The sequence below is a fragment of the Alkalibacterium sp. AK22 genome, from assembly GCF_000585255.1.
Lineage (GTDB): Bacteria > Bacillota > Bacilli > Lactobacillales > Carnobacteriaceae_A > Alkalibacterium.
Genome location: NZ_JANL01000042.1, coordinates 104,268 through 128,847, shown reverse-complemented (window position 1 = coordinate 128,847; position 24,580 = coordinate 104,268). Strand labels below are relative to the sequence as shown.

Annotated in this window: 25 protein-coding genes; 1 reads left to right on the top strand and 24 read right to left on the bottom strand. The window is 45.5% G+C overall.

Features of this window, described 5'->3' with window-relative positions; translation table 11 throughout:
• Positions 1-26: 26 nt before the first annotated feature.
• The 21 genes from pepT to ADIAL_RS09950 all read right to left on the bottom strand — a co-directional run bounded on the left by pepT (position 27) and on the right by ADIAL_RS09950 (position 20,091).
• Positions 27-1,253 (bottom strand): peptidase T, encoded by a 1,227-nt coding sequence (gene pepT, locus ADIAL_RS10050; protein WP_034303163.1) that lies wholly within the window; start codon positions 1,251-1,253, stop codon positions 27-29.
• Positions 1,254-1,268: 15 nt separating this feature from the next.
• Positions 1,269-2,399 carry a Nif3-like dinuclear metal center hexameric protein gene (locus ADIAL_RS10045; protein WP_034303160.1) on the bottom strand — a complete coding sequence of 377 codons (1,131 nt, stop codon included), beginning with the start codon at positions 2,397-2,399 and terminating at the stop codon, positions 1,269-1,271.
• A complete protein-coding gene (locus ADIAL_RS10040; RefSeq protein ID WP_034303157.1) occupies positions 2,396-3,097 on the bottom strand; it encodes a tRNA (adenine(22)-N(1))-methyltransferase in 702 nt (233 codons plus the stop codon). The genes ADIAL_RS10045 and ADIAL_RS10040 overlap by 4 nt, the downstream gene beginning before the upstream one ends.
• Before the next feature lie 427 nt (positions 3,098-3,524).
• Positions 3,525-4,139 carry a 50S ribosomal protein L25 gene (locus ADIAL_RS10035; RefSeq protein WP_034303154.1) on the bottom strand — a complete coding sequence of 205 codons (615 nt, stop codon included), beginning with the start codon at positions 4,137-4,139 and terminating at the stop codon, positions 3,525-3,527.
• 163 nt (positions 4,140-4,302) lie between these two features.
• Positions 4,303-5,436: an RNA polymerase sigma factor RpoD gene (rpoD, locus tag ADIAL_RS10030; RefSeq protein WP_034303152.1), complete on the bottom strand. Its 1,134-nt coding sequence runs from the start codon at positions 5,434-5,436 to the stop codon at positions 4,303-4,305.
• Positions 5,437-5,460: 24 nt separating this feature from the next.
• Positions 5,461-7,323 (bottom strand): DNA primase, encoded by a 1,863-nt coding sequence (gene dnaG / locus ADIAL_RS10025; protein WP_034303149.1) that lies wholly within the window; start codon positions 7,321-7,323, stop codon positions 5,461-5,463.
• Positions 7,324-7,563: 240 nt separating this feature from the next.
• Positions 7,564-8,124: a membrane protein gene (locus ADIAL_RS10020; RefSeq protein WP_034303147.1), complete on the bottom strand. Its 561-nt coding sequence runs from the start codon at positions 8,122-8,124 to the stop codon at positions 7,564-7,566.
• Positions 8,125-8,209: 85 nt separating this feature from the next.
• A complete protein-coding gene (locus tag ADIAL_RS10015; protein ID WP_034303145.1) occupies positions 8,210-8,722 on the bottom strand; it encodes a transcription repressor NadR in 513 nt (170 codons plus the stop codon).
• 31 nt (positions 8,723-8,753) lie between these two features.
• Complete coding sequence (locus ADIAL_RS10010; RefSeq protein ID WP_034303143.1) at positions 8,754-10,466, bottom strand: ABC transporter ATP-binding protein; 1,713 nt, start codon at positions 10,464-10,466, stop codon at positions 8,754-8,756.
• Positions 10,467-10,551: 85 nt separating this feature from the next.
• Positions 10,552-12,636, bottom strand: a complete 2,085-nt coding sequence (gene glyS, locus ADIAL_RS10005) for a glycine--tRNA ligase subunit beta (RefSeq protein ID WP_034303141.1) — start codon at positions 12,634-12,636, stop codon at positions 10,552-10,554.
• Positions 12,637-13,566 (bottom strand): glycine--tRNA ligase subunit alpha, encoded by a 930-nt coding sequence (gene glyQ, locus ADIAL_RS10000; RefSeq protein ID WP_034303138.1) that lies wholly within the window; start codon positions 13,564-13,566, stop codon positions 12,637-12,639.
• Positions 13,567-13,971: 405 nt separating this feature from the next.
• Positions 13,972-14,487: a hypothetical protein gene (locus ADIAL_RS09995; RefSeq protein ID WP_034303136.1), complete on the bottom strand. Its 516-nt coding sequence runs from the start codon at positions 14,485-14,487 to the stop codon at positions 13,972-13,974.
• Positions 14,488-15,264, bottom strand: a complete 777-nt coding sequence (gene recO / locus ADIAL_RS09990) for a DNA repair protein RecO (RefSeq protein WP_034303134.1) — start codon at positions 15,262-15,264, stop codon at positions 14,488-14,490.
• Between the two features lie 26 nt (positions 15,265-15,290).
• Positions 15,291-16,205 carry a GTPase Era gene (era, locus tag ADIAL_RS09985; RefSeq protein WP_034303132.1) on the bottom strand — a complete coding sequence of 305 codons (915 nt, stop codon included), beginning with the start codon at positions 16,203-16,205 and terminating at the stop codon, positions 15,291-15,293.
• Positions 16,202-16,606: a cytidine deaminase gene (locus tag ADIAL_RS09980; RefSeq protein ID WP_034303130.1), complete on the bottom strand. Its 405-nt coding sequence runs from the start codon at positions 16,604-16,606 to the stop codon at positions 16,202-16,204. Before ADIAL_RS09980 ends, era begins: the two co-directional genes overlap by 4 nt.
• 13 nt (positions 16,607-16,619) lie before the next feature.
• On the bottom strand, positions 16,620-17,021 hold the full coding sequence (locus ADIAL_RS09975; RefSeq protein ID WP_034303128.1) for a diacylglycerol kinase family protein: 402 nt from the start codon (positions 17,019-17,021) through the stop codon (positions 16,620-16,622).
• On the bottom strand, positions 17,005-17,478 hold the full coding sequence (ybeY, locus tag ADIAL_RS09970; protein ID WP_034303126.1) for an rRNA maturation RNase YbeY: 474 nt from the start codon (positions 17,476-17,478) through the stop codon (positions 17,005-17,007). The genes ADIAL_RS09975 and ybeY overlap by 17 nt, the downstream gene beginning before the upstream one ends.
• Complete coding sequence (locus ADIAL_RS09965) at positions 17,456-18,448, bottom strand: PhoH family protein (protein WP_034303124.1); 993 nt, start codon at positions 18,446-18,448, stop codon at positions 17,456-17,458. The genes ybeY and ADIAL_RS09965 overlap by 23 nt, the downstream gene beginning before the upstream one ends.
• A gap of 329 nt (positions 18,449-18,777) precedes the next feature.
• Entirely contained in the window at positions 18,778-19,224 is a 447-nt protein-coding gene (locus ADIAL_RS09960; RefSeq protein WP_034303122.1) for a GatB/YqeY domain-containing protein, read from the bottom strand.
• 40 nt (positions 19,225-19,264) lie between these two features.
• Positions 19,265-19,444, bottom strand: coding sequence for a 30S ribosomal protein S21 (gene rpsU, locus ADIAL_RS09955; RefSeq protein ID WP_034303120.1), 180 nt, complete (start codon positions 19,442-19,444; stop codon positions 19,265-19,267).
• 224 nt (positions 19,445-19,668) lie between these two features.
• Entirely contained in the window at positions 19,669-20,091 is a 423-nt protein-coding gene (locus ADIAL_RS09950; RefSeq protein ID WP_034303119.1) for a Fur family transcriptional regulator, read from the bottom strand.
• 122 nt (positions 20,092-20,213) lie between these two features.
• Here ADIAL_RS09950 and ADIAL_RS09945 point away from each other — a divergent pair, with 122 nt between their 5' ends.
• Positions 20,214-21,056 (top strand): pyruvate, water dikinase regulatory protein, encoded by an 843-nt coding sequence (locus ADIAL_RS09945; RefSeq protein ID WP_231492163.1) that lies wholly within the window; start codon positions 20,214-20,216, stop codon positions 21,054-21,056.
• 81 nt (positions 21,057-21,137) lie between these two features.
• On the opposite strand, the gene ADIAL_RS09940 is transcribed toward ADIAL_RS09945, so the two are convergent.
• The 3 genes from ADIAL_RS09940 to ADIAL_RS09930 all read right to left on the bottom strand — a co-directional run bounded on the left by ADIAL_RS09940 (position 21,138) and on the right by ADIAL_RS09930 (position 24,548).
• On the bottom strand, positions 21,138-22,619 hold the full coding sequence (locus ADIAL_RS09940) for an MDR family MFS transporter (RefSeq protein WP_051503853.1): 1,482 nt from the start codon (positions 22,617-22,619) through the stop codon (positions 21,138-21,140).
• Between the two features lie 350 nt (positions 22,620-22,969).
• The gene (locus ADIAL_RS09935; RefSeq protein ID WP_034303118.1) at positions 22,970-23,371 is read right to left on the bottom strand and encodes a rhodanese-like domain-containing protein; all 402 of its coding nucleotides are present in this window, start codon (positions 23,369-23,371) and stop codon (positions 22,970-22,972) included.
• Positions 23,372-23,441: 70 nt separating this feature from the next.
• Complete coding sequence (locus ADIAL_RS09930; protein ID WP_034303117.1) at positions 23,442-24,548, bottom strand: hypothetical protein; 1,107 nt, start codon at positions 24,546-24,548, stop codon at positions 23,442-23,444.
• Positions 24,549-24,580: the final 32 nt, after the last annotated feature.

Sequence of the window (24,580 nt, the reverse complement as noted above, 5' to 3'; positions counted from 1 at the left end):
TCTCTTTTTATCATGGTTAAAATAAATCATTTAGCTGCCAGTTTAATGATTTCCAGCAGAACATCGGTGGCTTTCTGCATACTTTCCACTGCTACAAATTCATAGCGGCCGTGGAAATTTTCTCCACCGGCAAAGATATTGGGTGTCGGCAGACCCATGAAGGAAATCTTGGAGCCGTCGGTTCCTCCCCTTATGGCTTCGACATTCGGTTCGATCGACAGCTTGGCCATAGCTTTTTCAGCCAGTTCGACTGGACGCATATCCTTTTCAATGACTTCCCTCATATTGTAGTACTGGTCATGCATAGCGACGGTTATTCTCTCTTCAGTATAGATGGCGTTCATTTTATCTGCTACCTGCTGAAAGGCTCTTTTTCTTTCTTCAAACTGCTCACGATCATGGTCTCGAATAATATACTCCATTGAAGCTTCATCCACTGTGCCGGTTATATCAAGCAAATGGTAAAAGCCTTCACGGCCTTCTGTCTTTTCAGGAACTTCTTCAGCCGGCAAAGACTGATCAAAGGCAATCGCCAGCTTCAAGGCATTGATCATCTTATCTTTAGCCGTTCCTGGGTGGACATTTTTTCCCTTAATATAAACTTTGGCTCCAGCAGCATTAAAACTCTCGTACTGCAGCTCACCGATCGGTCCGCCGTCAACAGTATAGGCAAAGTCGGCACCGAAATGATCGACATCAAAGCGGTCGGCTCCTACTCCAATTTCCTCGTCCGGTCCGAAAGCGACCCGAATTTTGCCGTGTGGGATCTCCGGCTTGTTCAGCAAGTATTCCATGGCACTGAAGATTTCAACGATGCCGGACTTGTCATCGGATCCGAGTAATGTAGTTCCGTCGGTCGTGATCAGCGTCTGCCCAATGTAATTCTTCAGGTTTGGGAATTCGTTTGGGGAAAGCTGGATGCCTTCTTTCTCATTCAGTACGATCGTTTCGCCGTCATAATGTTCAATGACTTGCGGACGGACATTTTGCGCATTAAAATCAGCTGTATCCATGTGAGCAATAAAACCAATTACCGGCACGTCCTGGTCCGTATTGGACGGCAGAGTCGCCGTAACAAACCCATTGCTTTCCGTGTACTCGATATCGCTCATTCCGATTTCCTTCAAGTCTTCCATCAGTATTCTGGCAAAATCGACCTGTTTTTGTGTGGAAGGTACAGTCTGTGAGTCTGCATCAGACTGCGTGTCGATTTTTACATAGGTCAAAAAGCGGTTCAGTAAGTTGTTGTACATGTTTATCCCGTCCTCTTAATTGATATGTTTAAAGACATCCGACTGTTCCGTTGTCGTGTAAATATCCACTTCCCAGTCATTGTCCTTTTTAGCCTGTTCAAGATACTGTTTCAGTTTAGGCACACAGATTGCTTCGATATAGTGACCGGCATCGATAAAGTCCAGACCGTCCCGCAGCATATCCTGGGCTTCATGATAAGAGATGTCTCCAGTAATAAACAGCGTAGCCCCTTGAGCTATCGCATCCTTATAAAATTTAGCCCCGGAGCCGCCGAAAACGGCAATTTTTTCATGCATGCGCAACTCGTCTTTGCATCCGTAACGCAGTCCGTTTACTTCAAAGGTCTGCTGCAGCTGCTGAGCGATGTCCTTGGCTGTAGCCGGCTTTTCAAGCTTTCCGGCCCGGCCAAAACCGTATGAGCGGGACAGGTTTTCCAGTGTAAACAAGTCAAAGACCGGTTCTTCATAAGGATGACTCTTCTGGATAGCTGAAATAAGAGCAAAAACGTCCCGTTCACCGACCAGCATCTCGATACGCTGTTCCTTTATGTGCGCTTCTTTGCCCACTTTTCCTTCGGCTGGATGGGCACCTTCTTGCGGAGTGAAGCGGCCATAGCCTTCAAGTGTATAAGAGACATCTTTATAGTCTCCGATTTCTCCCGCCCCTGCTTGGTGCATAGCGGCTCTGACCTTATCTGCTGCATAGTCCGGCACATAGACAACTGCCTTTTTATAGCCTGTCCGTGAGCTAACCGATACGATCTGACGGTCTGCTTTACTTATTCCAACGGCATCAGCCAGCCAGTCGTTCAGGCCGTTTTCAGCTGCATCCAAATTGGTGTGCGCCGAGTAGACTGCAATGTCTGCCTTGATCAGCTCAATATAGTCCCTGCGCCTAGCATCCTCGCCGTTGAGGGTTTTCTGTCCTTTAAAGATTGCCGGGTGATGGGTGATCATCAGGTCGACCCCCATCTCCTTAGCTTCTCTTATCGTATCCTGGTCGACATCCAGAGCCAGCAAAATTTTTTTTACCGGCTGATTCAGCATGCCAAAAGACAAGCCGACTGGATCCCAGTCTTCAGCCAGATTTTTCGGAGCCAGCTTTTCGATTTCAGCGGCCAAGGTCTTGACGTTTACGCCAGTCATGCAATCATCTCCTTGATCAGCCCTATTTCTTCTTTCAGCTGAGTTATTTTCTTTTCATCCGGTTCTTTGGACTGCTCGATCTGCTTCAGAATAAAGGTATCTGTCTTTAAATGCTGGGCCCATTTTTTCCTAAAGATATCTGTTTTTTCCTTGCCTAAAAACGGACCGAATAGAAGCTCTTGTTTACTGTAAGTAACGGGCTCTTTCGAGGGTACCGCCTTGATCACTTCATAAATTTTACCGTTTTCTTCCAGGATCGTTTCGGCTTCGATCTTGTAGGCGTTTTTCATCAAGTACTGGCGAACCGTCTCTTCAAAGACATTGGGCTGAAGGATCAAGGTTTCCTGTCCGGTTATCCTGCCCTGGTCCTGTCCATCTTGGAGGATTGAACGAATCAGTGCTCCACCCATCCCAGCAATGACTACGGTATCGATTTGATCAGCTGACTCGATCACTTGCAGGCCATTGCCCAACCTGACATCCACCGTCTCTTTGTGTCCGCTACGTCTGACTTCCTTCAGAGCATTCTCATATGGACCTTTAACGACCTCTCCTGCGACCGCATAGCTGATTTGTTTCTTTTCCGCCAGATAACACGGCAGGTACGCATGGTCGGAACCAATGTCCGCCAGCCTCGCTCCTTCTTTTACATAGTCGGCAACCTGTTCCAGCCGTTTTGATAAGTTTACAGAATTCATCTATGACGTCACCTCACTAAAGTCTTCCTTCTTATTTTAACAGGTTTACTTTCGGATTGAAATCAATCTTGTGTTCAGTATGTAAAATCATGCAACCTCTTTAAGACATCATGCATAACAGCATAATGACTGTGATTCTGAACAATCCTGTTCTAATTAAGAGCTTCTCCGGGTTTTGATCCCCAGAAAACAGACACTGCGTGATCTAGGAAGAAATGAACAGCCTGAAGCGTTGACGGCCATAAGCTAGAAAACAGGCTTGTTCTGCATTTAAATTTAATCGCCTTATCCTGACCTCTGATTCACCTCGTTTGGGCTTTGGGTCTCTCTGAAGGGTCTTAAAAGCAGAAAAAAGAGCACACCCCAGTGGGGCATGCTCTTTTCAGTCAACTGATTAGCATAATAAGCTGACTAACTGAAAAACAGATTACTCTTCTGAGTCTTTGTCTTCACCGATAACTTCCGGTTCAGGCATTTCATCTGTTTCTTCAGCAGGCTCTTCTTCGATTTGAGGAGCAGTTACAGATACTACTGTAGACTCTTCGTCTGTCAGGAGTTCAACGCCTTCTCCAAGTTCGATATCGGATACATGTACCGTGTCGCCAATTTCAAGTTCTGATACATCCACGATGTACTCTGAAGGAGCATCCGCAGGCGCAATGTTTACTTCCAGTTCAGAAATAGACTGGGAAACAATTCCTTCGTCGATTCCTTCTTCTCCTGAAACGTGAACAGGGATAGACATGGTTACTTTTTGACCTTTAGTGAAGGCCAGCAGGTCAACGTGATAAACGATGGGTTTAATAGCAGCGTTGGCCTGGTCCTTAACGAATACGTGATACGTATCGCCGTCCACTTCAACGTCGAATACACCATTGTATCCTACTTCTTTAATGGTTTTTTCGAACTCTTTCTCGTCGATCAGAACCGATACGGTCTCTACTTCTTTACCGTAGATCGCAGCTGGGATTTTACCCTCTGCTCTTGCTTTTTTTGAAGCGGATGTTCCTGTTTCTGTACGTTTCGTTGCAGCTAACTTCATATAATTTCACCTTCCACGATTTTATTTTAAATAAACAGCATACGTCATTACTGAACAAGCCAGAAATTAGTATATCAAAAATGTGACGATAATGCAAAGAAAAGCGACAAGAACTTTTACTTTACAGTTCTTGCTTCGCTTTTCCCGCCTATACCTATGCTGTTTATTCCAAGAAATCCTTCAACTGTTTGGAGCGGCTTGGATGGCGCAGCTTTCTCAATGCCTTCGCTTCAATCTGACGGATACGCTCACGCGTCACGCCAAAGACCTTACCGACATCCTCAAGTGTACGCTGACGGCCATCGTCTAGCCCGAAACGCAGTCTCAGCACATTTTCTTCCCGGTCTGTCAGGGTATCCAAAACATCTTCCAACTCACTCTTCAAGAGTTCATAAGCCGCATTGTCGGACGGGCTGGTCGCATCGTTGTCTTCGATGAAGTCACCCAGATGAGAGTCATCTTCTTCACCAATCGGCGTTTCCAAAGAAACAGGTTCCTGAGAAATTTTTAGAATATCACGGACTTTTTCAGTCGGCAGATCCATTTCTGCTCCGATTTCTTCCGGTGTTGGTTCTCTACCCAGGTCCTGAAGCAGTTGACGCTGAATACGGACCAGCTTGTTGATTGTTTCGACCATATGAACAGGAATACGGATTGTACGGGCCTGGTCAGCAATCGCACGCGTGATGGCCTGACGGATCCACCAGGTTGCATATGTGGAGAACTTAAAGCCCTTCTCGTAGTCAAACTTCTCAACGGCCTTCATCAGACCCATGTTCCCTTCCTGGATTAAATCTAGAAAACTCATGCCGCGGCCAACATAACGCTTAGCGATGGAAACAACTAGACGCAGGTTGGCTTCCGCCAGTTCCTGTTTGGCTTCCGTGTCTCCTTCTTCAATACGCTTTGCCAGAGCAATCTCTTCTTTGGCACTCAGCAAGTCAACTCGACCAATCTCTTTGAGGTACATGCGAACCGGATCGTTGATTTTAACTCCAGGAGGAGCAATCATTTCTTCTTTTTTAGCTTCTTCAGCTACTTCTTCTTCCTTATCCAGCTGTTTGGCCAGCGGATTCCCGTCCTGATCGACAACACCAATCCCTTCGTCTTCGAACTTCTGGACCAGATCTTCCATCTGCTCCTTTTCAAGCCCGAACGGTTCAGCCAGCTTTTCTGTTAAATCCACATAAGAAATCGTCTGCTGCTGGTGCTTTTTCATGTCTTTGATGAACCTGACAACGGCTAGTTCATATTTTTCTTCGGGCTTTTGGGTAGGTGTTTTATCGTTTTTTGCCATGTAATGACATGCCTCCTGATAATTTTATTTGCTTTTCATTTTTTTGATTAAATTAATGATTTCAATGCTCAGCGACTGCTGTCTCGACTTGTCTCCGCTTCGCTGGGCATCTTTGAGTTCCATCTGCTTCTGCTTGAGCTGGTTTTCCAGCGGCTGACGGTCACAGATCACGTTCAAGTAGTCTTCGATTTCACCCGGAGCAATGTCGTCACTCATGGAGATCCAGGCAATTTCTGAAGCTTTACTTTTCAGTTTCTCATCCGGCAGATAATCCAGAAAATCCTGTAGCGAGCGTTCTTCGCGGGAATGATAGTACTCATCATAAATCAGATAGAGGAGCTGGTGGTCCTGTTCAGAGAAAATCAGATCTTTTTCACTGGCCGAAAGTACTGACCAGACTTCATCCTGCGTGAACAGACGATGAAGCAGAGCTTTTTCTGCACGAATCAAAGACGTGACGGCCGGTTTGTTGTGATGGAATACAACTGTCGGCTCGGCTTCCTGCTGCTGATTCTGTTTGTCTTGACGCTTTTCTTTTCTGCGGGCATTCTGCTGCTCCACTACAAACATTTGCAGCTGCTCTTTTAAAGCATCCAGCGACAGATCGAACTCATCTTTCAGCTGATTCAAGTAAAGCTCGCGCTCCACTGCTGAGGTCACACGAGCCAGTTCCTTAAGCACCACCTCAATATACTTCAGACGCTCACTCTCGTTTTTAAGATTGACATCCCGCCTGTGGTACTTCATCAAAAAACTGACTAGTGTATCCCGGCCGTGTGACAGAAATTCTTTGAAAGCTTCCTGACCTCTTGTTTGTATAAAATCATCCGGATCCAGGTTTTCGGGAAAAGATGCCACTTCTATTGAAAAATGGGTTTCCTTACTGACAAAGTCTGCTGCCCGCTTAGTTGCTTCCATGCCGGCGCTGTCTCCGTCATAGGCTAAGACAATATGGTCGGTAGCCTTATCCAGAACGCGCACTTGTTCTTCCGTCAAACTGGTTCCCATAGTGGCAATCCCGTTTTTGACGCCAGCTTCCCAGGCCGAAATCACATCCATGAAGCCTTCAAACAGCACGACTTCCCCTTCCCGGCGAATAGCCGGACGCGCCTTGTCATAGTTGAACAGAATCCGTCTCTTGTTAAACAGTTCTGTTTCCGGACTGTTCATGTATTTAGCTGTCCGGTGGCTGTTTTCTGTCTCGAGAAAAGCCCGCCCCGAAAAGGCGACGGTCTGCCCGCGCTTATCTTTGATCGGGAAAAGGATGCGATTAGAAAAGCGGTCAACGAAAGTATCATCATCCCGGTCTGAAAACAGTCCTGATTTTTTCAGGACAGCCGAATCATTCAGATCTTCATTGTCCAGATACAGCTTGAGTGCCTGCCGTTGCGGAGGTGAAAAACCAATCTTGAACGTTTCGATGCTTTCCTTTGACATTCCACGGTCAATCAGATACTGATAGGCTTCTTCCCCGGCTTGTGTATTCATTAGAATATGGTGATAAAAATGTTCAGCCTTTTCATAAACAGAAAGCAGCTTAGCATGGGTAGAATCGGCTTTAGGTCTGGACTGTCTAGCCTGGTCAAAAACAGCCTGATCAACTTTGATATCAGCCATCTCTGCAGTCTTACCGACAGCTTCGACAAAGGTCAGTCCATCGATTTCCTGAAGGAAACTGAAGACGTTACCGCCTCGGCCGCAGCTGAAGCAGTGATAAATCTGTTTTTTTTCACTGACGGAGAATGAAGGTGTCTTATCATCATGAAACGGGCACGATGCAAAATAATTTTGCCCCGACTTCCGCAGCTGCAGGTATTGAGAGATAATTTGAACAATATCTGTCTGCTCCCGAATGGCATGAATGGTTTCTTCTGGAATTCTACTCACTATTCATCCCCCTTCGACAATTAAATAAAATAAAGAATAGGCACACTTAGCCTATAATAAGCAACTTATATTATAGCAAATATGCCCCTCATTGTAAATGAAAGCCTGTCAGGATAAATAAGAGCGCTTATCTTTTAAAAACTGAGAAACAACATCTGACATCCGGCTGCCCAGTTCTTGACTTCAAAAAAAAAGAGCCCCCATCAGTCGGGCTCTCTTTTTGGCACATACACAAGCAGATCAATAGACTCTCTGTGCAATCTGGGTCATCCGTTTGCCCAGGCTTTGCCAGATAAACTGAGCCAGGAAAAAGTCGACCATACTGTGGATTACTGTCCCGACACCAACCAGCAGGAAAACGGCATAAAAGAAGCCATCCTGGTAACCTGGTCCATCAATCAAACCAAAGAAGAAAAGTGACACAATTAGTACTTCAGCCAATGCATGTATCATTGCAATGACAAAGGAAAACAGCTGACTCTTGAAAGGAGAAGACAATATCTCTTCTCTTTTGCCCGACAAGTACAAAGCACCTAAAAGAGCAAAGACAACATGACTCATCGCACGCATGGTCACAACAATCGGAAAGCCAGCCAGTAAAAAGCCGAAAGCAGAGCCTAGCGATACGGCCACCGCGATTTTGGGCGACAGGAACATGGCGAAGAAGATCGGCACATGACTGGCCAGAGTAAAGGAAGCTGGCTCGATCAGGACTCTGATCGGCATAACCATAGGTATAGCAATAGCAATGGCTGTCAGCAGAGCTGTAGTCGTCAGCCTCAGTGTATTGGTTTGTTTCATTATTAAACATCTCCCTACTAGATATGTATACAGGTGTCTTGACACCTTCATAAGTATACCCTATCCACGGGTTTTGTCAATATGCTTATTCGTACAAGTATCCTTTTTTTCTGAGGGCTTCTTGAATCGTTGTCATCCGCAACTCATCTTTGGCTATTAGGGTGTGCATGTGCAGGCCGTCAGTCAGGGTGGAAAGCAGTGCAGAAGGATTTTTGCCTATTTTTTCAATAAACTCATCCACTTCCAGCCGGCTGGATATATTTAAATCCCCTTTTATCAGACCATAAATCGGGTGTTCCACCGTGACGTCCAGAATTTCTCCACCCAAATCAACAATTGTATAAAGCTCGTCGTGGGTCTCTTCAGGCAAGTGCTGGCTGACTATGGACCGCCTGACTCCCTCTTCCGACTGTTTTTTGAGCAGATAACCTTTGGGTGTTGATAAGATGTCCAGTCCCGCTGCCCGAAGCAAGGCAATATCCCCTACAATGATTTGGCGGCTGACATCAAAAGACTCGGCCAGCTCACGTGCAACAACCGCCTCCTGTGCTTCTGCAAGCTTCTGCCGGATTGCTTCTCTTCTCTGTGCTGCTTCCATATGATTCTTCCTCCTTTAGACAAAGTAACGATCAGGCAAACTGAGCATCATACAAAGCCTTGTAGGCTCCTCCTCTGCTGATTAGCTGATCATGGCTGCCTTCTTCTTCAATTCCCTGACTGGTGACCACCACGATGCGGTCTGCATTTTTGATTGTAGCAAGACGGTGAGCAATAATCAAAGTCGTCCGGCCTCTGGATAGGGAGTCCAAAGCTTCTTGTATGGCTTGCTCTGTCTCCGTATCCAAGGCAGAAGTCGCTTCATCAAGAATGAGTATGGCTGGATTCTTCAAAAACATTCGTGCAATGGACAAACGCTGTTTCTGTCCCCCGGACAACTTAACTCCCCGTTCTCCAATGACCGTGTCCAGTCCTTTGGGCATCTGCTGGATAACTTCTTCTAGATTAGCCATACGTACGGCCTCCCAGACTTTGCTTTCACAGGCATCCAGTTTGCCGTATAGAATATTTTCGCGGACAGTGCCCGGGAACAGAAAGACATCTTGCTGGACCACACCAATTTGCTCCCGAAGAGACTTCAACTTGATGTCCTTAAGCGAATGGCCGTCAATCATAATGGTGCCGCTGTCTATCTCATAAAAGCGGGGAAGCAGGTTGCAGAGTGTCGTTTTGCCGGCACCGCTAGGGCCGACAAAAGCGACAGTTTCTCCCGCTTTTATTTCAAGACTGATTTCTTTTAAAATAGTCTGCTTGTCTTCGTAACTAAAGGAAACGTCCTCATAAACGATGTCTCCTTGAAGCCCCTGTATATCCCGTGCATTTTGGGCATCTGCTATGTCAGGACGGATGTTCATTTCTTCCATCAAACGACGGAAGCCTGCAATGCCTTTAGGGTAACTTTCTATCATGGTGTTTACTTTTTCGATTGGCCGGACAAACACATTCGCAAAGAGAATAAAGGCAACCAGATCACCATAACTGATTTCCCCCTGGATGGTAAAGTAAGCTCCGAAGAATAAAGCAAACAGGCTAATCAGGCGCATCAAAAAATAGTTGTAAGAATGACTGACCGCCATCATCTTGTAGAACAAGTATTTCGACTTGCGGTAAGCTGTATTCAACTGACCAAACCGCTCCTGCTCAAACTTTTCTCTGGAAAAAGCCTGCACAACCCGAATCCCTCCAACAGACGCCTCAATACCTGCACTAAAGCCTGCCAGGTCGTCGTAGATACGGGTATTGACTTGAGTCATCTTTTTATTGAAAAAAGCAACTGCTAGAGCAATAAAAGGTACCAGAATAAAGGTCATCACTGCCAGCTGAACATGCACACTGAGCATCAGCAGAAAAGCGCCGGTCAGCGTAAAGAGTGTGATAAAAATATCTTCCGGACCATGGTGAGCCACCTCCGCAATTTCAAAAAGATCGGAAGTCAGTCGAGTGATCAATTTGCCGGTTTCCCGATTATCAAAATAAGAAAAGGACTGCCTCTGCAGATGATTATATAAGTCACCCCGCATGTCCGTCTCAATATTGGTCCCTAGCTTGTGTCCATAGTACGTGACGATATAGTGCAACACGGTGTTGACTGCATAGACCGCAAACAGACCGATAGATACCAACACAATCAGTGACCAGTTTCCCGTCGGCAGGATTGAATCGACAACCCGCTGGACCATGATAGGGAAAGCCAGTTCCAAAACAGCTACAACGATAGCAGCTGAAAAGTCTAGTGTAAACAGCCATTTATAGGGCTTGTAGTAAGATATAAAATGTTTGAGCATTCTGATGGCGATCTCCTTCTTTCTTTATAAATAAAGCAGAAAGAAGGCAGGGATATCAGCCAACTGCCTTCTTTCTCGCGTATTATTACTTGATGACAAGCCGGTCAAAGGCTGCTACAGTGCGGGACAGACCGTCGATGGCTTTCAGCAGTGCCAAACGATTGTTTTTCACTGCCTCATCATCTGTCATAACCATGTTCTGATCAAAGAAATCATCAATCAGCGGGTGAAGGCTGGATAGGACTTCCCACTTGTCTTTAGCCGAGCTTTCTTCGACAAAGTGCTCAGTGGACTTCAGGACTTGAGCATAAAGAGCCTGTTCAGATTCACTTTTCAGTAAAGCTTCCGACAAGGAGACATCTTTTTCTACCTTGCCCGCCAGATTGGATACACGGGTCAAGGACTCGACGACAGCTTTGAAGCTCTCCTGCTCTCTCACTTCCTTCAGCAGCAAAGCGGCTTCCACTGTCTTATTGATATCAGTCTCCACGGAGCCCAATGCTGCTTGGCGAATGTCGTAATCACCTGAAAGGTTATACTGAACGGACAAGAGCTGATCGAGCCGGTCATTGATAAACTGGATAACCTGAGACTTGCACTGGATATAGGCTGCTTTCGTCTCGGTAGAATCGACTGTTTCTGCTATCTGATCAATCAGTGCATCAAGAGAAAGAGACAGGTCGAAGGCTTTAATGATGCGTACGATACCCATGGCTTGTCTTCTTAAGGCAAAGGGATCGTTAGATCCAGAGGGAATCAGATTGACAGAGAAAAATGACAACAGGGAGTCCAGCTTGTCAGCGACCGAAATCACTGCACCTAGGCGGCTTTTTGGCAGTTTGCCATCCATGCTCTTAGGTAGGTACTGTTCAGCTAGAGCTGTGGAAACGTTTGGATCTTCCCCTCTTTCCTCGGCAAAAATTCCAGCAATTTCTCCTTGAAGAGATGTAAATTCATTGACCGTCTGTGTGACCAAGTCAAATTTGGCAATCCTACCGGCCCGCTCGATCAGTTCTGTTTCGCCTGTATCTAAGTTGAAGGGATCAGACAGCAGCTGAGCAATTTTAGTCAGCCGGCGCTGCTTGTCTAGCAAGGAGCCCAACTTTTCATGAAAGGACACACTAGCTAACTTTTCAACAAACTCATCAATAGTCAGTTTCTGATCTTCTTGGTAGAAAAAGGCTGCATCTGACAGACGGGCCGACAGAACTTTCTCATTTCCTTGTTTAACCTTGTCGATAGCGTGAGCATTCCCGTTTCTGACCCCAATGAAATAAGGCAGGAAGGAGCGGCTCTGATCTGCTTTTCTGACTGGGAAGTATCGCTGGTGATCTGCCATAGCTGTCTCCAGAACACTTTCTGGAACGTTCAAAAAGGCTGCAGAAAACGCGCCCGAAAAAGCGGTCGGGTATTCGACGAGGTCAGTGACTTCATCAAGCAACTCCTGATTGTCCAAAGGACTCTCCCAGTTGTTTGCCTTACAAAGGCTACTGATCTGTTCTCTAATCAGATTCTGTCGTCGGGACCGGTCAGCCACTACCCACTCTGCTTCAAGCGCTTGTGGATAGTCTTTTGCATGCGTTAGTGTCACTTGACCACCTAAGAAGCGGTGACCCTCGGTTGTTCTGCCGGACTGAACATCAAATAAATCCATGTCAACGACTTGCTCGTCCAGCATCGCAGTCAGCCAGTGGACCGGACGGATGTAACGGTAAGCATGCGTTCCCCATTTCATTGACACTGGGAAGGGGATGGACGCTATGACTTTGGACAACTTTCTGGTCACTTCTGCTGCCGTTTGGCCTTTAACATGTTTCTGGACAAAGACATACTCCTCCCCTTTGACTTCTTTAAAGACAATGTCCTCTACCGTAGCTTTCTGTCCACGGGTAAAGCCAATAGCTGCCTTGGACCAGTTGCCATCCTTGTCTAGCGCAATACGTTTCGCCGGTCCTTTTACAGTTTCAGTTCTGTCAGCTTGCTTTTCGCTCAGCCCGCTTACCTTAACCGCCAGGCGGCGGGGAGTACTGAACGTTTCGATGGTCTCATATTTCAGTTCATGCTCGCTGAAATGTGCAGCGACTTTTTCTTTCAAGTACTCTACTCCCGGAACAATCACCTTGGCTGGCATTTCTTCGAGTCCGATTTCAAGCAGTAATGTATGCGTCATTTATTTTTCCTCCTTGCTAACGTACTTGTCAAGCCATTGTTGCTTGTGATCCTCGCTCAAGAGTGGGAAGGACAGGTGGGCACGTTCATTCAGAAATACTTTTGCAATCAGACGAGCCATGTGACGGATACGCTTCAAATAGTCCGGACGGTCAGTTGCTGATACTGCACCACGGGCATCCAGTAAGTTGAAAGCGTGACTACATTTGAGAACATAATCGTAAGCGGGATGCACCAGCCGATTCTCAATCTGCTTCAAAGCTTCTGTCTCAAATGCCGCAAACTGATCAAACAGAAAAGCTGTATCGCTGTAATCGAAAGAATAAGCCGAGTGCTCATACTCGGGCTGCTTGAAAATTTCGCCGTATTTAACCCCGGGTGACCACTCGATATCGTAGACATTGTCTACGTCTTGAATATAGGAAGCCAGTCTTTCCAGGCCGTAAGTCAGCTCACTCGTAACAGCATCCACTTCCAGTCCTCCTACTTGCTGAAAGTAGGTAAACTGGGTAACTTCCATCCCATCAAGCCAGACTTCCCAGCCTAAACCGGCACAGCCGAGCGACGGATTTTCCCAGTTATCTTCCACAAAACGGATATCATGTTGAAGCGGATCAATTCCCAGGGCTTTCAGACTGTCCAGATAAAGCTCCTGGATCTTCTCAGGAGAAGGCTTCATAACCACCTGAAACTGGTGGTGCTGGTAAAGCCGGTTCGGATTCTCACCGTAACGTCCGTCCGCCGGCCGCCTGGACGGTTCGACATAGGCGGCGTTCCACGGTTCCGGTCCTATGGCTCTTAGGAACGTATAGGGGCTCATAGTCCCTGCCCCTTTTTCAGTATCGTATGCTTGCATCAGCATACAGCCCTGTTCTGACCAGAACTGCTGCAGAGTCAGGATGATATCCTGAAATGTTTTTGTTTCATTCATTTTTACTCTCTCCTTTTTGTGGTCCATTTCGCTGATTGACAGCTACCGCTTTGAAATAATCTGCCTAATCACAGTCAACAGACAGACAGTAGCGCGAACGCGCAGAAAGTGACTGCGATGACTCCAGATGACCGTCGGGCAAGACAAAAGAAAACCCGTCCCTATACCGACAGACTCCTGTCAGTATAGGGACGAGCTTTCTCGCGGTTCCACCCTACTTCTGCTTTGGAATCAAACCAAACCAGCACTTTACGTTCTGCACTCCAGCTGCCTTTCAAACCAGCTCTTTCCGTGGCTCACACCCGCCCACAGTCGCTTCTAAAGAGGCTGTTTTTACTCCTTCTGTCATCGTGCGTATAATCATTTACTATATTACAACATGTGAGCTGATTGTCAAACCTTAATTCAGGAAGGTCTGCCCTGATTTTCCTTGCTGAGCACGACTTTCTTGTGATGATCACGCAAAAGAGCAAGAACTTTTTCTTTGTGCGCGATGTCAAAATCAAGGTAGTTTAGCTGCTCAGGGGAGTCTGTTGGGCTAAAGCTGACTTTGATCTGACGGCTCTGCTCCAGCACAGCCCAGTTATCAGTGGCTTCAAAAGGGTATTCCTTGCTAATCAGTCCTCTGGCAAAGAGGCCTGATTCGATAGGGATAATTCCGTTTTGGGTAAAGCCTTTATTAAGCTGAGACAGATAGACAAACGTAACTGCTGAGAGAACAATTAGCCAGTCGATCAAGCTGAGACCAGTTAGAATAAGAGCCAGGATCACTACAGCCAACACAGCGGTTATTATCTTAACGTTTTTTAGCACCTCAGCCAGACGGTGGCTCAATACCACTTTTCTGATTTGAATCAGCTTATGCACCGATCCGCCGACAGCAAACAAAACAACCAGCAAGCGGACATCTATACCAATCATTTAATCATCCTCACGTTTCAGTACCCCTTCCCACTGGTGCATCGAGTCTATAAACTTTTTACTTTTGAGGTTGAGACCAATCAGTTCATCATACAACTGATCAATCACCTGCCTGATTTCTTTTTTCGTTTCCGGTTTCAGTGTGATTGTGTTGATCTGCTCAAGGGATACCACTGAAAAAAGGCGGATAAAGTGAATGGCTTTCGGCGAAGCATGGAGTCGACGCTCGTCCTCATGAAAGTGTCTGGGACACAACAGACCATGATGACGACTCGAATAATCAAATGCCCCTTCTGTCTTACCGCAGATGACACAACCTCTGAGTTCCGGCAAGGCTCCAAAGTAACGCATGAAACGCATCTCGAAAATTGCCATGATGATTTCAGGGTCCTGGTCACCCTCTATGATCTCTAGACCAGTCTGGAGCTGCCGGAACAGACCAAGGTCAGGTTTGCGGTCGTCTAGAGCCGCATCAGCCAGCTGCAGAATATAGGTTGCATAGGCATTTTTAAATATATCTGTCTGCACGGCCGTATAGGACTGAATATCTTTGGCATCCCTCATAAAACAGAGCCCTTCATCTCTGACGTCTGCAATAAAGGTTGCATGAGTAAAGGGCTGAATGGCTGTTCTTAGTTTAAAATTGGGCTTTTTTGTCCCTCTGACAAAAAACATGAGCTTACCATAACGGTCAGTGAAGACTTTGACTAGGTAATCCCGTTCACGGTGTTTTCGGACAGACAAGACCAGTCCGTCAATTTCCTCTAGATGCGCCACACTCTCACCCTCTTCTACTGCCTGCTTTAATATTCATCTTTGTTGTATCCGTAGTCTCTAAGGTAAAACTGCTTGTCACGCCAGTCACTTTGCACTTTAACGAACAATTCAAGATAGATTTTATCACCTAAAAGCCGCTCGATATCCTGACGGGCGTTGATACCGATATCTTTAAGCATCTTACCGCCCTTACCGATAATGATCCCCTTTTGCGACTTTCTTTCCACGATGATTGTTGCATTGACTGCTACTTTGTCGTTCTCGTTACGCTGCATACTCTCTACGACTACGGCAACCGAATGCGGGACTTCTTCACGCGTGCGCTCCAGCACTTTTTCTCGAATCAGTTCCGAAACGATAAAGTATTCCGGATGGTCACTGATTTGATCTTCCGGATAAAACTGGGGACCTTCTGGGATATACTTCCGCAACGTTTCCGTCAGTCGGTCGACATTGTTTCCTTCCGTTGCAGAGATGGGAATGATTTCCGCAAAATCAAGCTGCTGGCTGTAATCTTCAATGATTGGTAGTAGTTCATCCGGATGAACCTGATCAATTTTGTTCAGAACTAAAAAGACCGGGCTCTGGACATGTTTCAGTTTTTCAATGATGAAATCATCACCAGGTCCCCTTTTCTCACTGACATTTACTAAGAATAGGACTACATCGACTTCGTTGAACGTACTGAGTGCTGTTTTGACCATAAAGTCACCCAAGCGATGCTTTGGTTTATGGATACCTGGTGTATCGATAAATATAATTTGCTCGTGCTTGCCTGTCATGATTCCCTGAATTTTATTCCGTGTGGTCTGAGCTTTGTCACTCATAATGGCAATTTTCTGTCCGACCAGACGGTTTAACAAGGTTGATTTTCCGACATTCGGCCTGCCGACAAGCGAGACAAAGCCTGATTTGAATTGTTTATCCTGTTCTGTATTCATACCATATCTCCTGATTGAAAAGCACCGGGCAACAATTCCTTAACTGTTGTCTCCTTGACTTTTCCTTTTTTATTGGTCAGCAATACCGGCATATCCGCTTCACAGAATTCTGCCATAACCTGCCTGCAGGCCCCGCAAGGCGAGATGGGCCCTTCTGTATTGCCAGTGATCACTAAGTAGTCAAATGAAGTGTGTCCCTCCGACACGGCCTTGAAAATAGCTGTCCGTTCAGCACAGTTGGACAGACCATAAGAAGCATTTTCTATATTGCAGCCCGCAAACACTTCTCCGCTTTTGGAAATCAGTGCTGCGCCTACCGGAAAATGAGAATACGGTACATACGCTTTGTCCAGCATAGCGGTTGCTTTGTCAACTAAGTCTTGTCTGATTGTATCATCCATTGTTTTCGCCTCTTTACATTATGATTTGTATTAGTTTCGGCACGATAATGATCCCGCCCACAATAACTGAAAACAAAGCTGTGACCAGTACAACAGCAGCAGCCATGTCTTTCACTTTTTTGGCAATCGGATGGTACTCTTCAGTAACCAGATCGACCACATTTTCCGCGACGGTATTGATTAATTCCATGACGAACACTAAGTAGGATACCAATATAAGCCACAGCCATTCCGTCCGGTTTAACGGAAGGAGCAGACCGAGCAGCAAAACTGCTGCCCCGGTCATCACATGCACCCGCATATTCCGTTCTTCCTGGAAGGCTGTCTGGATCCCTTTGAAGGCAAATCTAAAGGAATCCCTGTATGTTCTGTTCTTCTGTGGGAGCTGCTGTTCCTCGTTATCGTTTAAGTCCATAGTCCCTCAAAATCTCCTCTTGTAATGAAAACATGATCTTCTCTTCCTCGACTGTCATATGGTCGTAGCCATTGAGATGCAAGAAGCCATGGACAAGCAGAAAGCCGATTTCCCGGTTGATGTCATGGCCGTATTCTTCCGCCTGTTCAACTGCCTTGTCATAGGAAATAAAAATATCGCCTAGATCTCGGGGGATTGTAATGCCGCTTCCCTCAAATTCTTTGAACAGATCCTCTTCGTCGTCTTCAATTGCAAAACTGATCACATCCGTTACAGCATCCTTGTCACGATACTCTCTATTAATTTCCTTTATTTTAGCGTTATCAACAAAGGACACCGATACCTCTGCATGTTCAGCCACATTCAGCTTATCAGCTGCAAAGTTCAGCAGATCTTCCATCCACTGCACGGCCTGTTCATTTATTTTATTTGTTTCATCGTATACTATCGTCTGCATAATCTTCTCTATCCGCCTCTTTATCGTATGCTTGTATTACTTTAGCTACCAGAGGATGTCTGATGACATCTTCTGCTTCAAACTTGATGTGCCCGATGCCCTTGACACCGGTCAGAACACGTTCGGCATGAATAAGCCCACTGGTCGTCCGCCGGGGCAGATCCACCTGAGAGGTATCTCCATTAATGACCATTTTGGAATTGAATCCCAGTCTGGTCAGAAACATTTTCATCTGCTGCACGGTTGTATTCTGCGCTTCGTCCAAAATAACAAAGGCATCATCCAGTGTGCGTCCGCGCATGTAAGCCAACGGCGCAATCTCAATTGTTTCTCTTTCCAGCAAACGATTAGTATGCTCTGTACCCAAAATGGCATATAAAGCATCGTAAATCGGTCTGAGATAAGGATCGACCTTCTCTTTGAGATCTCCCGGTAAGAATCCGAGATTTTCTCCCGCTTCAACTGCCGGACGTGTAAGGATAATCCGTTTGACTTCGCCTTTTCTTAGCGAAGCGACTGCCATCGCTACAGCGATAAAAGTCTTCCCCGTCCCCGCCGGTCCAAGACCGAATACTATGTCATTTTTTTTGATCGACTCTACATAGTTCCGCTGTCCTACATTTTTGACCCGAATCGCCTTGTTGTTGCGGTCTCTAGTGATTTCTTCTTCATACATACGCACAAATTGCTGCAGCTTGCCCTGTTTGGACATACGGATCGCAGCTAGTATATCTGTTTTTTTTATATTGATGCCCTTGTCCTGCAGAACGAGCAGCTGATTGAAAAGCAATTCGATTTCTCTGATTGCGCCTGTCGTTCCCTCAACTTCTAGCTGGGTTCCCCGGCTGTTGATGGCGACAGACAGTTCATCTTCAATCAAATGAAGATAACTATTCTGGGGTCCAAATAATGCAAAAACCCGCTGTGAATCTTCGAGCTCTATGCGCCTTTTTTCTGTCTGTTCAGTCAAACACTAAACATCTCCTTTGTATTGAGGTGTTAGTTTAAATCATAGCATAAAACAGCCTAAAACTCTATAAAGGTTACTGAACAGCTCATGCCTCCTTTAATCGGGCCCGTTTACTGAATCCCGCTGGTCTGTGTGCTAACTAATTGTCTATGCTTCTGGAGCAGACTAACAGCTGAAAACTTAAGCGAACAGGATCAGGTGTGTTCCTCTGGTCAGAAAGTTTTTCCTGTTAGACCCAGTCGATTGCCTGGCATTGCCTACCCTATACGACAAAGAATCCGCAGTTTCACCAGATCACTGATCTGATGGAACTGCGGATTCGAACTGAATTATTTATTCAATTCTTCTTTGACGACCGAACTAACGAGGTTCCCGTCTGCTTTTCCTTTGACTTTAGGCATCAACGCTCCCATAACCTTGCCCATATCTTTCATGGACGAAGCCTGAGTCTGACTGATGGTTTCCTGAACGATCTGACGCACTTCGTCTTCATTCAGCTGAGCTGGAAGATAGTGGTCGACGATCTCGATTTCTCTTTCGAGTTTGGTGATGAGGTCTTCACGACCTGCAGCTTTGAACTCATTCAGAGACTCGACACGCTGTTTTTTCTCGCGGGCGAGAACAGTCAGCTCGTCTTCTTCTGTCAATGCTTCCCCTTTATTGATCTGTTCGGTCTGCAAGGCAGATTTCAGCATGCGGACAGTCGTAAGCTTTTCCTTGTCCTTCGCTTTCATTGCGAGTTTCATTTCCTGGTTCAATTCATCAAGTCTAGTCATGTGATCACCTTTCGTAGGAAAATAAAAGATCCGCTAAACCTTAACGGAAGCTTTTACGCTTGCGGGCTTCCTCAGATTTCTTTTTACGCTTAACGCTTGGCTTTTCATAGTATTCACGTTTGCGGGCTTCTTTCAATGTACCCGTTTTTGATACGGAACGCTTGAAACGACGAAGAGCATCTTCAAGGTTTTCACCTTTTTTGATATCTGTTTTAGTCAACGTTGTTCCCCTCCCCTCGTACGTTCAGGGCGTTCCTATTGCTTATAAATAGCTCTCTATTCACAATTGAACTTCCCTATCAAGAAATGATGTAATTGTTCAATATACACGTATGCACTCAAACAATTCATTTTTCATTATATACAAATAAATAGAGAGCGTCAACACTATGCCTTAATTAAATAAGGACAAAATGTAAACACTCTCACTCTCTGATGCTGCACTCAGCTGACTGAGCAGCACTCTTCACACTTACCGAAGATTTCAAACCGGTGGGATGTAACCTCGCAGCCAGGAAGCTGACCTTGAATCAGATCAAGCGGACATTGATTCAACTCCCGTGTTTGTCCGCACTCCGTACAGATAAAATGGTGATGATGGCCGTGCACCTCACAGCGCGAACGAAATAGTTTTTCTCCATTCAATTCCGTTTCTTCAACAACGGAAAGATCGACGAAAGTATGCAGGTTCCTGTAAATGGTGTCCGGGCTGATACCAGGAAACATCGGCTTGAGCTGATCCTGAACTTCTTTGGCAGACATATATTTATTCTGATTATAGAGAATCTCCAGAATGCGCTGTCTTTTACCGGTCGTTTTGTAGCCGTTTTTCTTCAGTGTCTTTACGGCTGTTTCAAAAGCTGTCAACAGTATCGCTTCCTTTGTCTTTTGATTATCATAGTTAAGTATAACGAAAAGGCATAAAATTACAACAGTGAATTATGGTACATTTTTTTCAGTTATTGCTATATACTAAGGATATAACCAGAATGAAAGGACTGATAGCGATGGATGAGACCATCAAACCGGCAGCTACTCTTTTTGTACTTTCGGATTCTGTAGGCGGCACAGCTAGCAACGTCTTTTATGCCGCACGTGCGCAGTTTCCCGATGTTCCCTTTGAGATGAAGAATTTTCCCTTTATCCGCCAGGAAGAGCAGCTGCAGAGTATTTTAGAACAGGCTAAAGAGGCCAATGCCATTGTCCTGCATACGTTTGTAAATCCCGAACTGGTCGAAATCATTGAGGACTTCTGCACTAGAGAATCCCTGACCTGCTTCGATGTCATTACACCTTTGATTAATGAGCTGACTTTACGTTCCGATTCTCTTCCGACACATAAGCCGGGAGCCAAGCATAAACTGGATGAAAAGTATTTTGACCGAATCAGCGCACTGGAGTTTGCTGTCAAATACGATGACGGAAAAGATCCGAAAGGTTTTCTTGAAGCTGACATTGTCATTTTAGGAATATCCAGAACGTCAAAAACTCCATTAAGCATATTCCTAGCCAATCAGAACTACAAGGTGGCTAACCTTCCTCTGCTTCCAGAGTCCAAGCTGCCTGATGAACTTTGGCTGGTTGATTCAAGTAAAATTATCGGTTTGACGAATGAAGAAGATATGCTCTCACGAATCAGACAAGAGCGCATGCGCTCTTACGGCATGGAACCGGATACGCCTTATTCCGACCGGAACCGAATCCGTAAAGAAATCGAATACGCCGAGGAGCTTTACAGTAAACTAGGTATCCAGATCATTAACGTGGCCAGCAAGTCGATCGAAGAAACAGCTGCAATCATCGTTAATTCCATTGAAGGTACCGATGCTTAAGCCATTATAAAAAACACTTCAGCCGCACAGAGAGCGTGTCAGTTTATCGACAGGCCTTCGCGTGAAGCTGAAGTGTTTATTTTATTTACGAGACGCTTTTTCTCTGAGGAAGAAGGTCAGTACAAACGCCACAAAAGCAAGAAAAGCAACCATTCCAAAACCGCCTCGAATACCTTCAATTGTCAGCTCTGGACCGGCGCCTCCTCCATCTGATTCTGTCAGGCTTGAAGCATTTGCAAAAGCAGAAACAATCGACATGGAGGCAAAAACCAGGGTAATCGCAAAGCTGGAGCCGATTTGTCTGACTGTCTGTCTGGCAGAGGTGCCATGCCCCATTTCGGTATCCGGCAGTACATTCATACCAGCAGTAGTAACCGGAATATTAAAAATACCAAAACCGACTGACAGCAGTAAATAGACCGTGACAACATACCAGATTGGAGTAGTCTGTCCGACAAAAACCAGCATCAGGGTTCCGGCAAACATTAGAAAGCCACCTATCGGGCCAACTCTGGACACACCGTAATTGTCATAAATCTTACCGGTAACAGGAGAAACAAAGGCTTTAAACAGTCCACCAGGCAAAAGAATGAGTCCTGATAGCGTTGCAGAACGCCCCAGAACGGTTTGAATGTACATGGGCATGATGTTTGAAATGCCTGTAATAACCATCAGGCCCAGCATCGTAATGATCACTGATATGCTGAAGGTTTTATTTTTGAAGAGAGATACATTCAGCATGGGTTCCGGCTGGTTTAAATTACGTCTGATAAAAAGGGTAATAAAAACTGAGCCAATTAGAACAGCTATCCAGGCTATGACAGAATCAAAGCCTTCTGACCCGAGCACAGACAGGCCGAACAGTAGTACACCAAAGCCAATTAAAGAGTGCCTGATTGACACCCAGTCAATCGTCGGATCACTCATAGGGAGGACGTCAGTCAATGTCAGCAAGGCTAACGGAATGACGAGAACAGACCCGACAGTCAAAAAGTAGAAAATAAAGTGCCAGGACAGTGCATCAACGACCCAGCCACCCATGGCGGGTCCTAGTGTTGGCCCGAGGCCCAGCACGACTCCCATTAATCCAAGCGCACTTCCTCTTTTTTCAGGAGGAGACACCGTCAAAATAATGGTCTGCATCAGCGGAATGACCATACCGGCACCCACGCCCTGAAGCAAAGTTCCAAACAGCACTACCGTAAAATGGATACCCAGGCCAGCTATGAATGAGCCCATGCCAAAAATAATCATCATCAGGATGAACAGGTTTCTCGAGCGGAACTTATTCATGGCAAAGGCTGTAATGGGAACCATGATCCCTTTGACGAGCGTATAGCCGGAAACTGTCCATTGCCCAATGGATGGGGATACATTTAGATCCCTGATCATCGTTGGCAACGCAGTCTTAATCGCCGTCTGATTCATAATTACCATCAAAGAACCGGCAAACAGGGCCGTATAGATTAGCCAGTAGGGTACTTCGTTGTTGTCACGTCGGTCCAGTTGTTTGCTAAGGTAAAATACCCCTTTTTTACCCCATTTTGTTTGTCTAATATCCAAAATTTTCTCCTTTTAATCTTTAATGGTATAAAACCAAGTACCTATGTTCTTCTGCTTTGGTCCTATACCCTTTTTTACTGTTTTTTGCCTCAACGTTCTCTGTTATTTCTGACAAAAGAAGACGCAGTTAAAGCAAAAAATATGCTAGCAGTATAGCATGACTGACCGCCTATATGTAAAGCAGGCAGCTGATTTAGTCAAAAACTCTTTGACTTTAATAGAAGTCCCCTCACTGTCATGCCGCCATATTTATGCAATAATTATATAAAAAAAGGAATCGCTATTGATTCCTTTTTCGACTATTCAACTGCAGTCTATGCTGTGAAAAGTATTGTTTACTCTACAGAAAATCAGACTGTTTTTTTGCGCTTAATCTTTCCATCCCATTTGCTGTAACCGTCTTTGAGGATATAAAGATTTTCAAAGCCTTTTTTCTGCAAGAGCAAGGCAGAACGGAAGCTGATCGTTTTCTTGTCATCATACAAGTAAATCGGCTGATCCTTTCGTAGTTCCCCTGCGCGCTGTTTTAGCTGCATATAAGGAATATTGCGGGCACCCAGAATGTGACCAGCATCAAATTCATCCTTACCGCGTACATCGACAATCTGTGCCTTACGCATATCCTGCTTGAATTCTTCATTGCTCAAAACAGTCGCCGCTTTTTTTCGTCTGAAGAACTGCACAAGCTCCCAGATTCCCCAGGCAATGATTCCAATCCATAAAATGATAGTAATAAGTGTCCAATTATCCAATAACAACTTCCTCTCTAATCCATGTCATCTAATAGTTTACATGAGAAACGTCCAAATTTCTAGTACATTTTTAAGAGGGCAAGTCCACGAGTTCATGCATCTCTTGATTGCCCAAGTCAATCAGGTACTCATATCGCCATCCAAAGAGCACATATTCCTCATTGGGCGACAACAGAACAGGCGCATCATAAGGCAGGGGCATGATTTCAGTCATGTCCTCTGCTTCAAAGTCCAGTTTCTGAAGCGCAAAGGTTCCCAGCTCCTCTTCCAGTGTGACGGGTTCCCGGGCAATAACGCCGTAAATATCTCCATCACGTCTTGACTGGGTCAAAAAAGGCTTTACTGGCGCATCGAACAAGCTGACTTTGGGGATGGTGATGACTTGCTCACCTACGAGAAAGGGGTACTCGTGAAAGAGGTAGACATGATTCTCATTGATGTCCGAAGGGACAATGCCGATAAAGGTATCCTGGTGCAGAAAAAAGTCTCTGATGTCCCGGCTGATCAGCATGTCACTATCAGCTTCCCTCGAGTCTACAATATAGAGGTTTTGTCCTTTTAGCTCATCAACGTAGAGATAGACATTGGAAGAATACCATTTTGGATACATGGACGGGACAGCTATGTCTTCGAGACTGCCTTGTTCGGTATCCCAGACTTGAACACGAATAGACTCAAGGGCTTCACCTGGATCATAGGCATAATGCGAGATAAAAATCCGGCCCGGATCGATGGTATTCCAGTCCAAAGTCACATATCCGCCGTGGGGCAGTTCAGTGCTGTGCAGGATCCCCCCCTCGAGCTCCATCACATGAAGCTGACTGATGTCATCAGATACTTCCTGAAAAAGCACCAAATTTTCCCCCTGGTTTATTTCTGTACTGAGAATATAGCTATCTGATTCATAAATGAGCTCAATTTCTCCGGTAAAAATATCAAAAAGATGGAAAGCATGCAGTTGACTGTCTCCTGAATGCACTAGCAGGGTATCATTGCTTACCCAGCCTGCTATTTTTTGAAAGTCTTGATAATTTATTTCAAGTTTATGTAGCGTCAGCTCAGTTGCCTGCTGATCCTTTTCTTCCTGTTCACCTGAAGCGGCACAGGCAAATAAAAAAAGAGAGCAGCATGTAAAAGAAACACAAGAAAAAATGTTGTGCGTCAGTTCATTGAACATGCTACTCACCTCTTTATCATGGGGTTTATTTG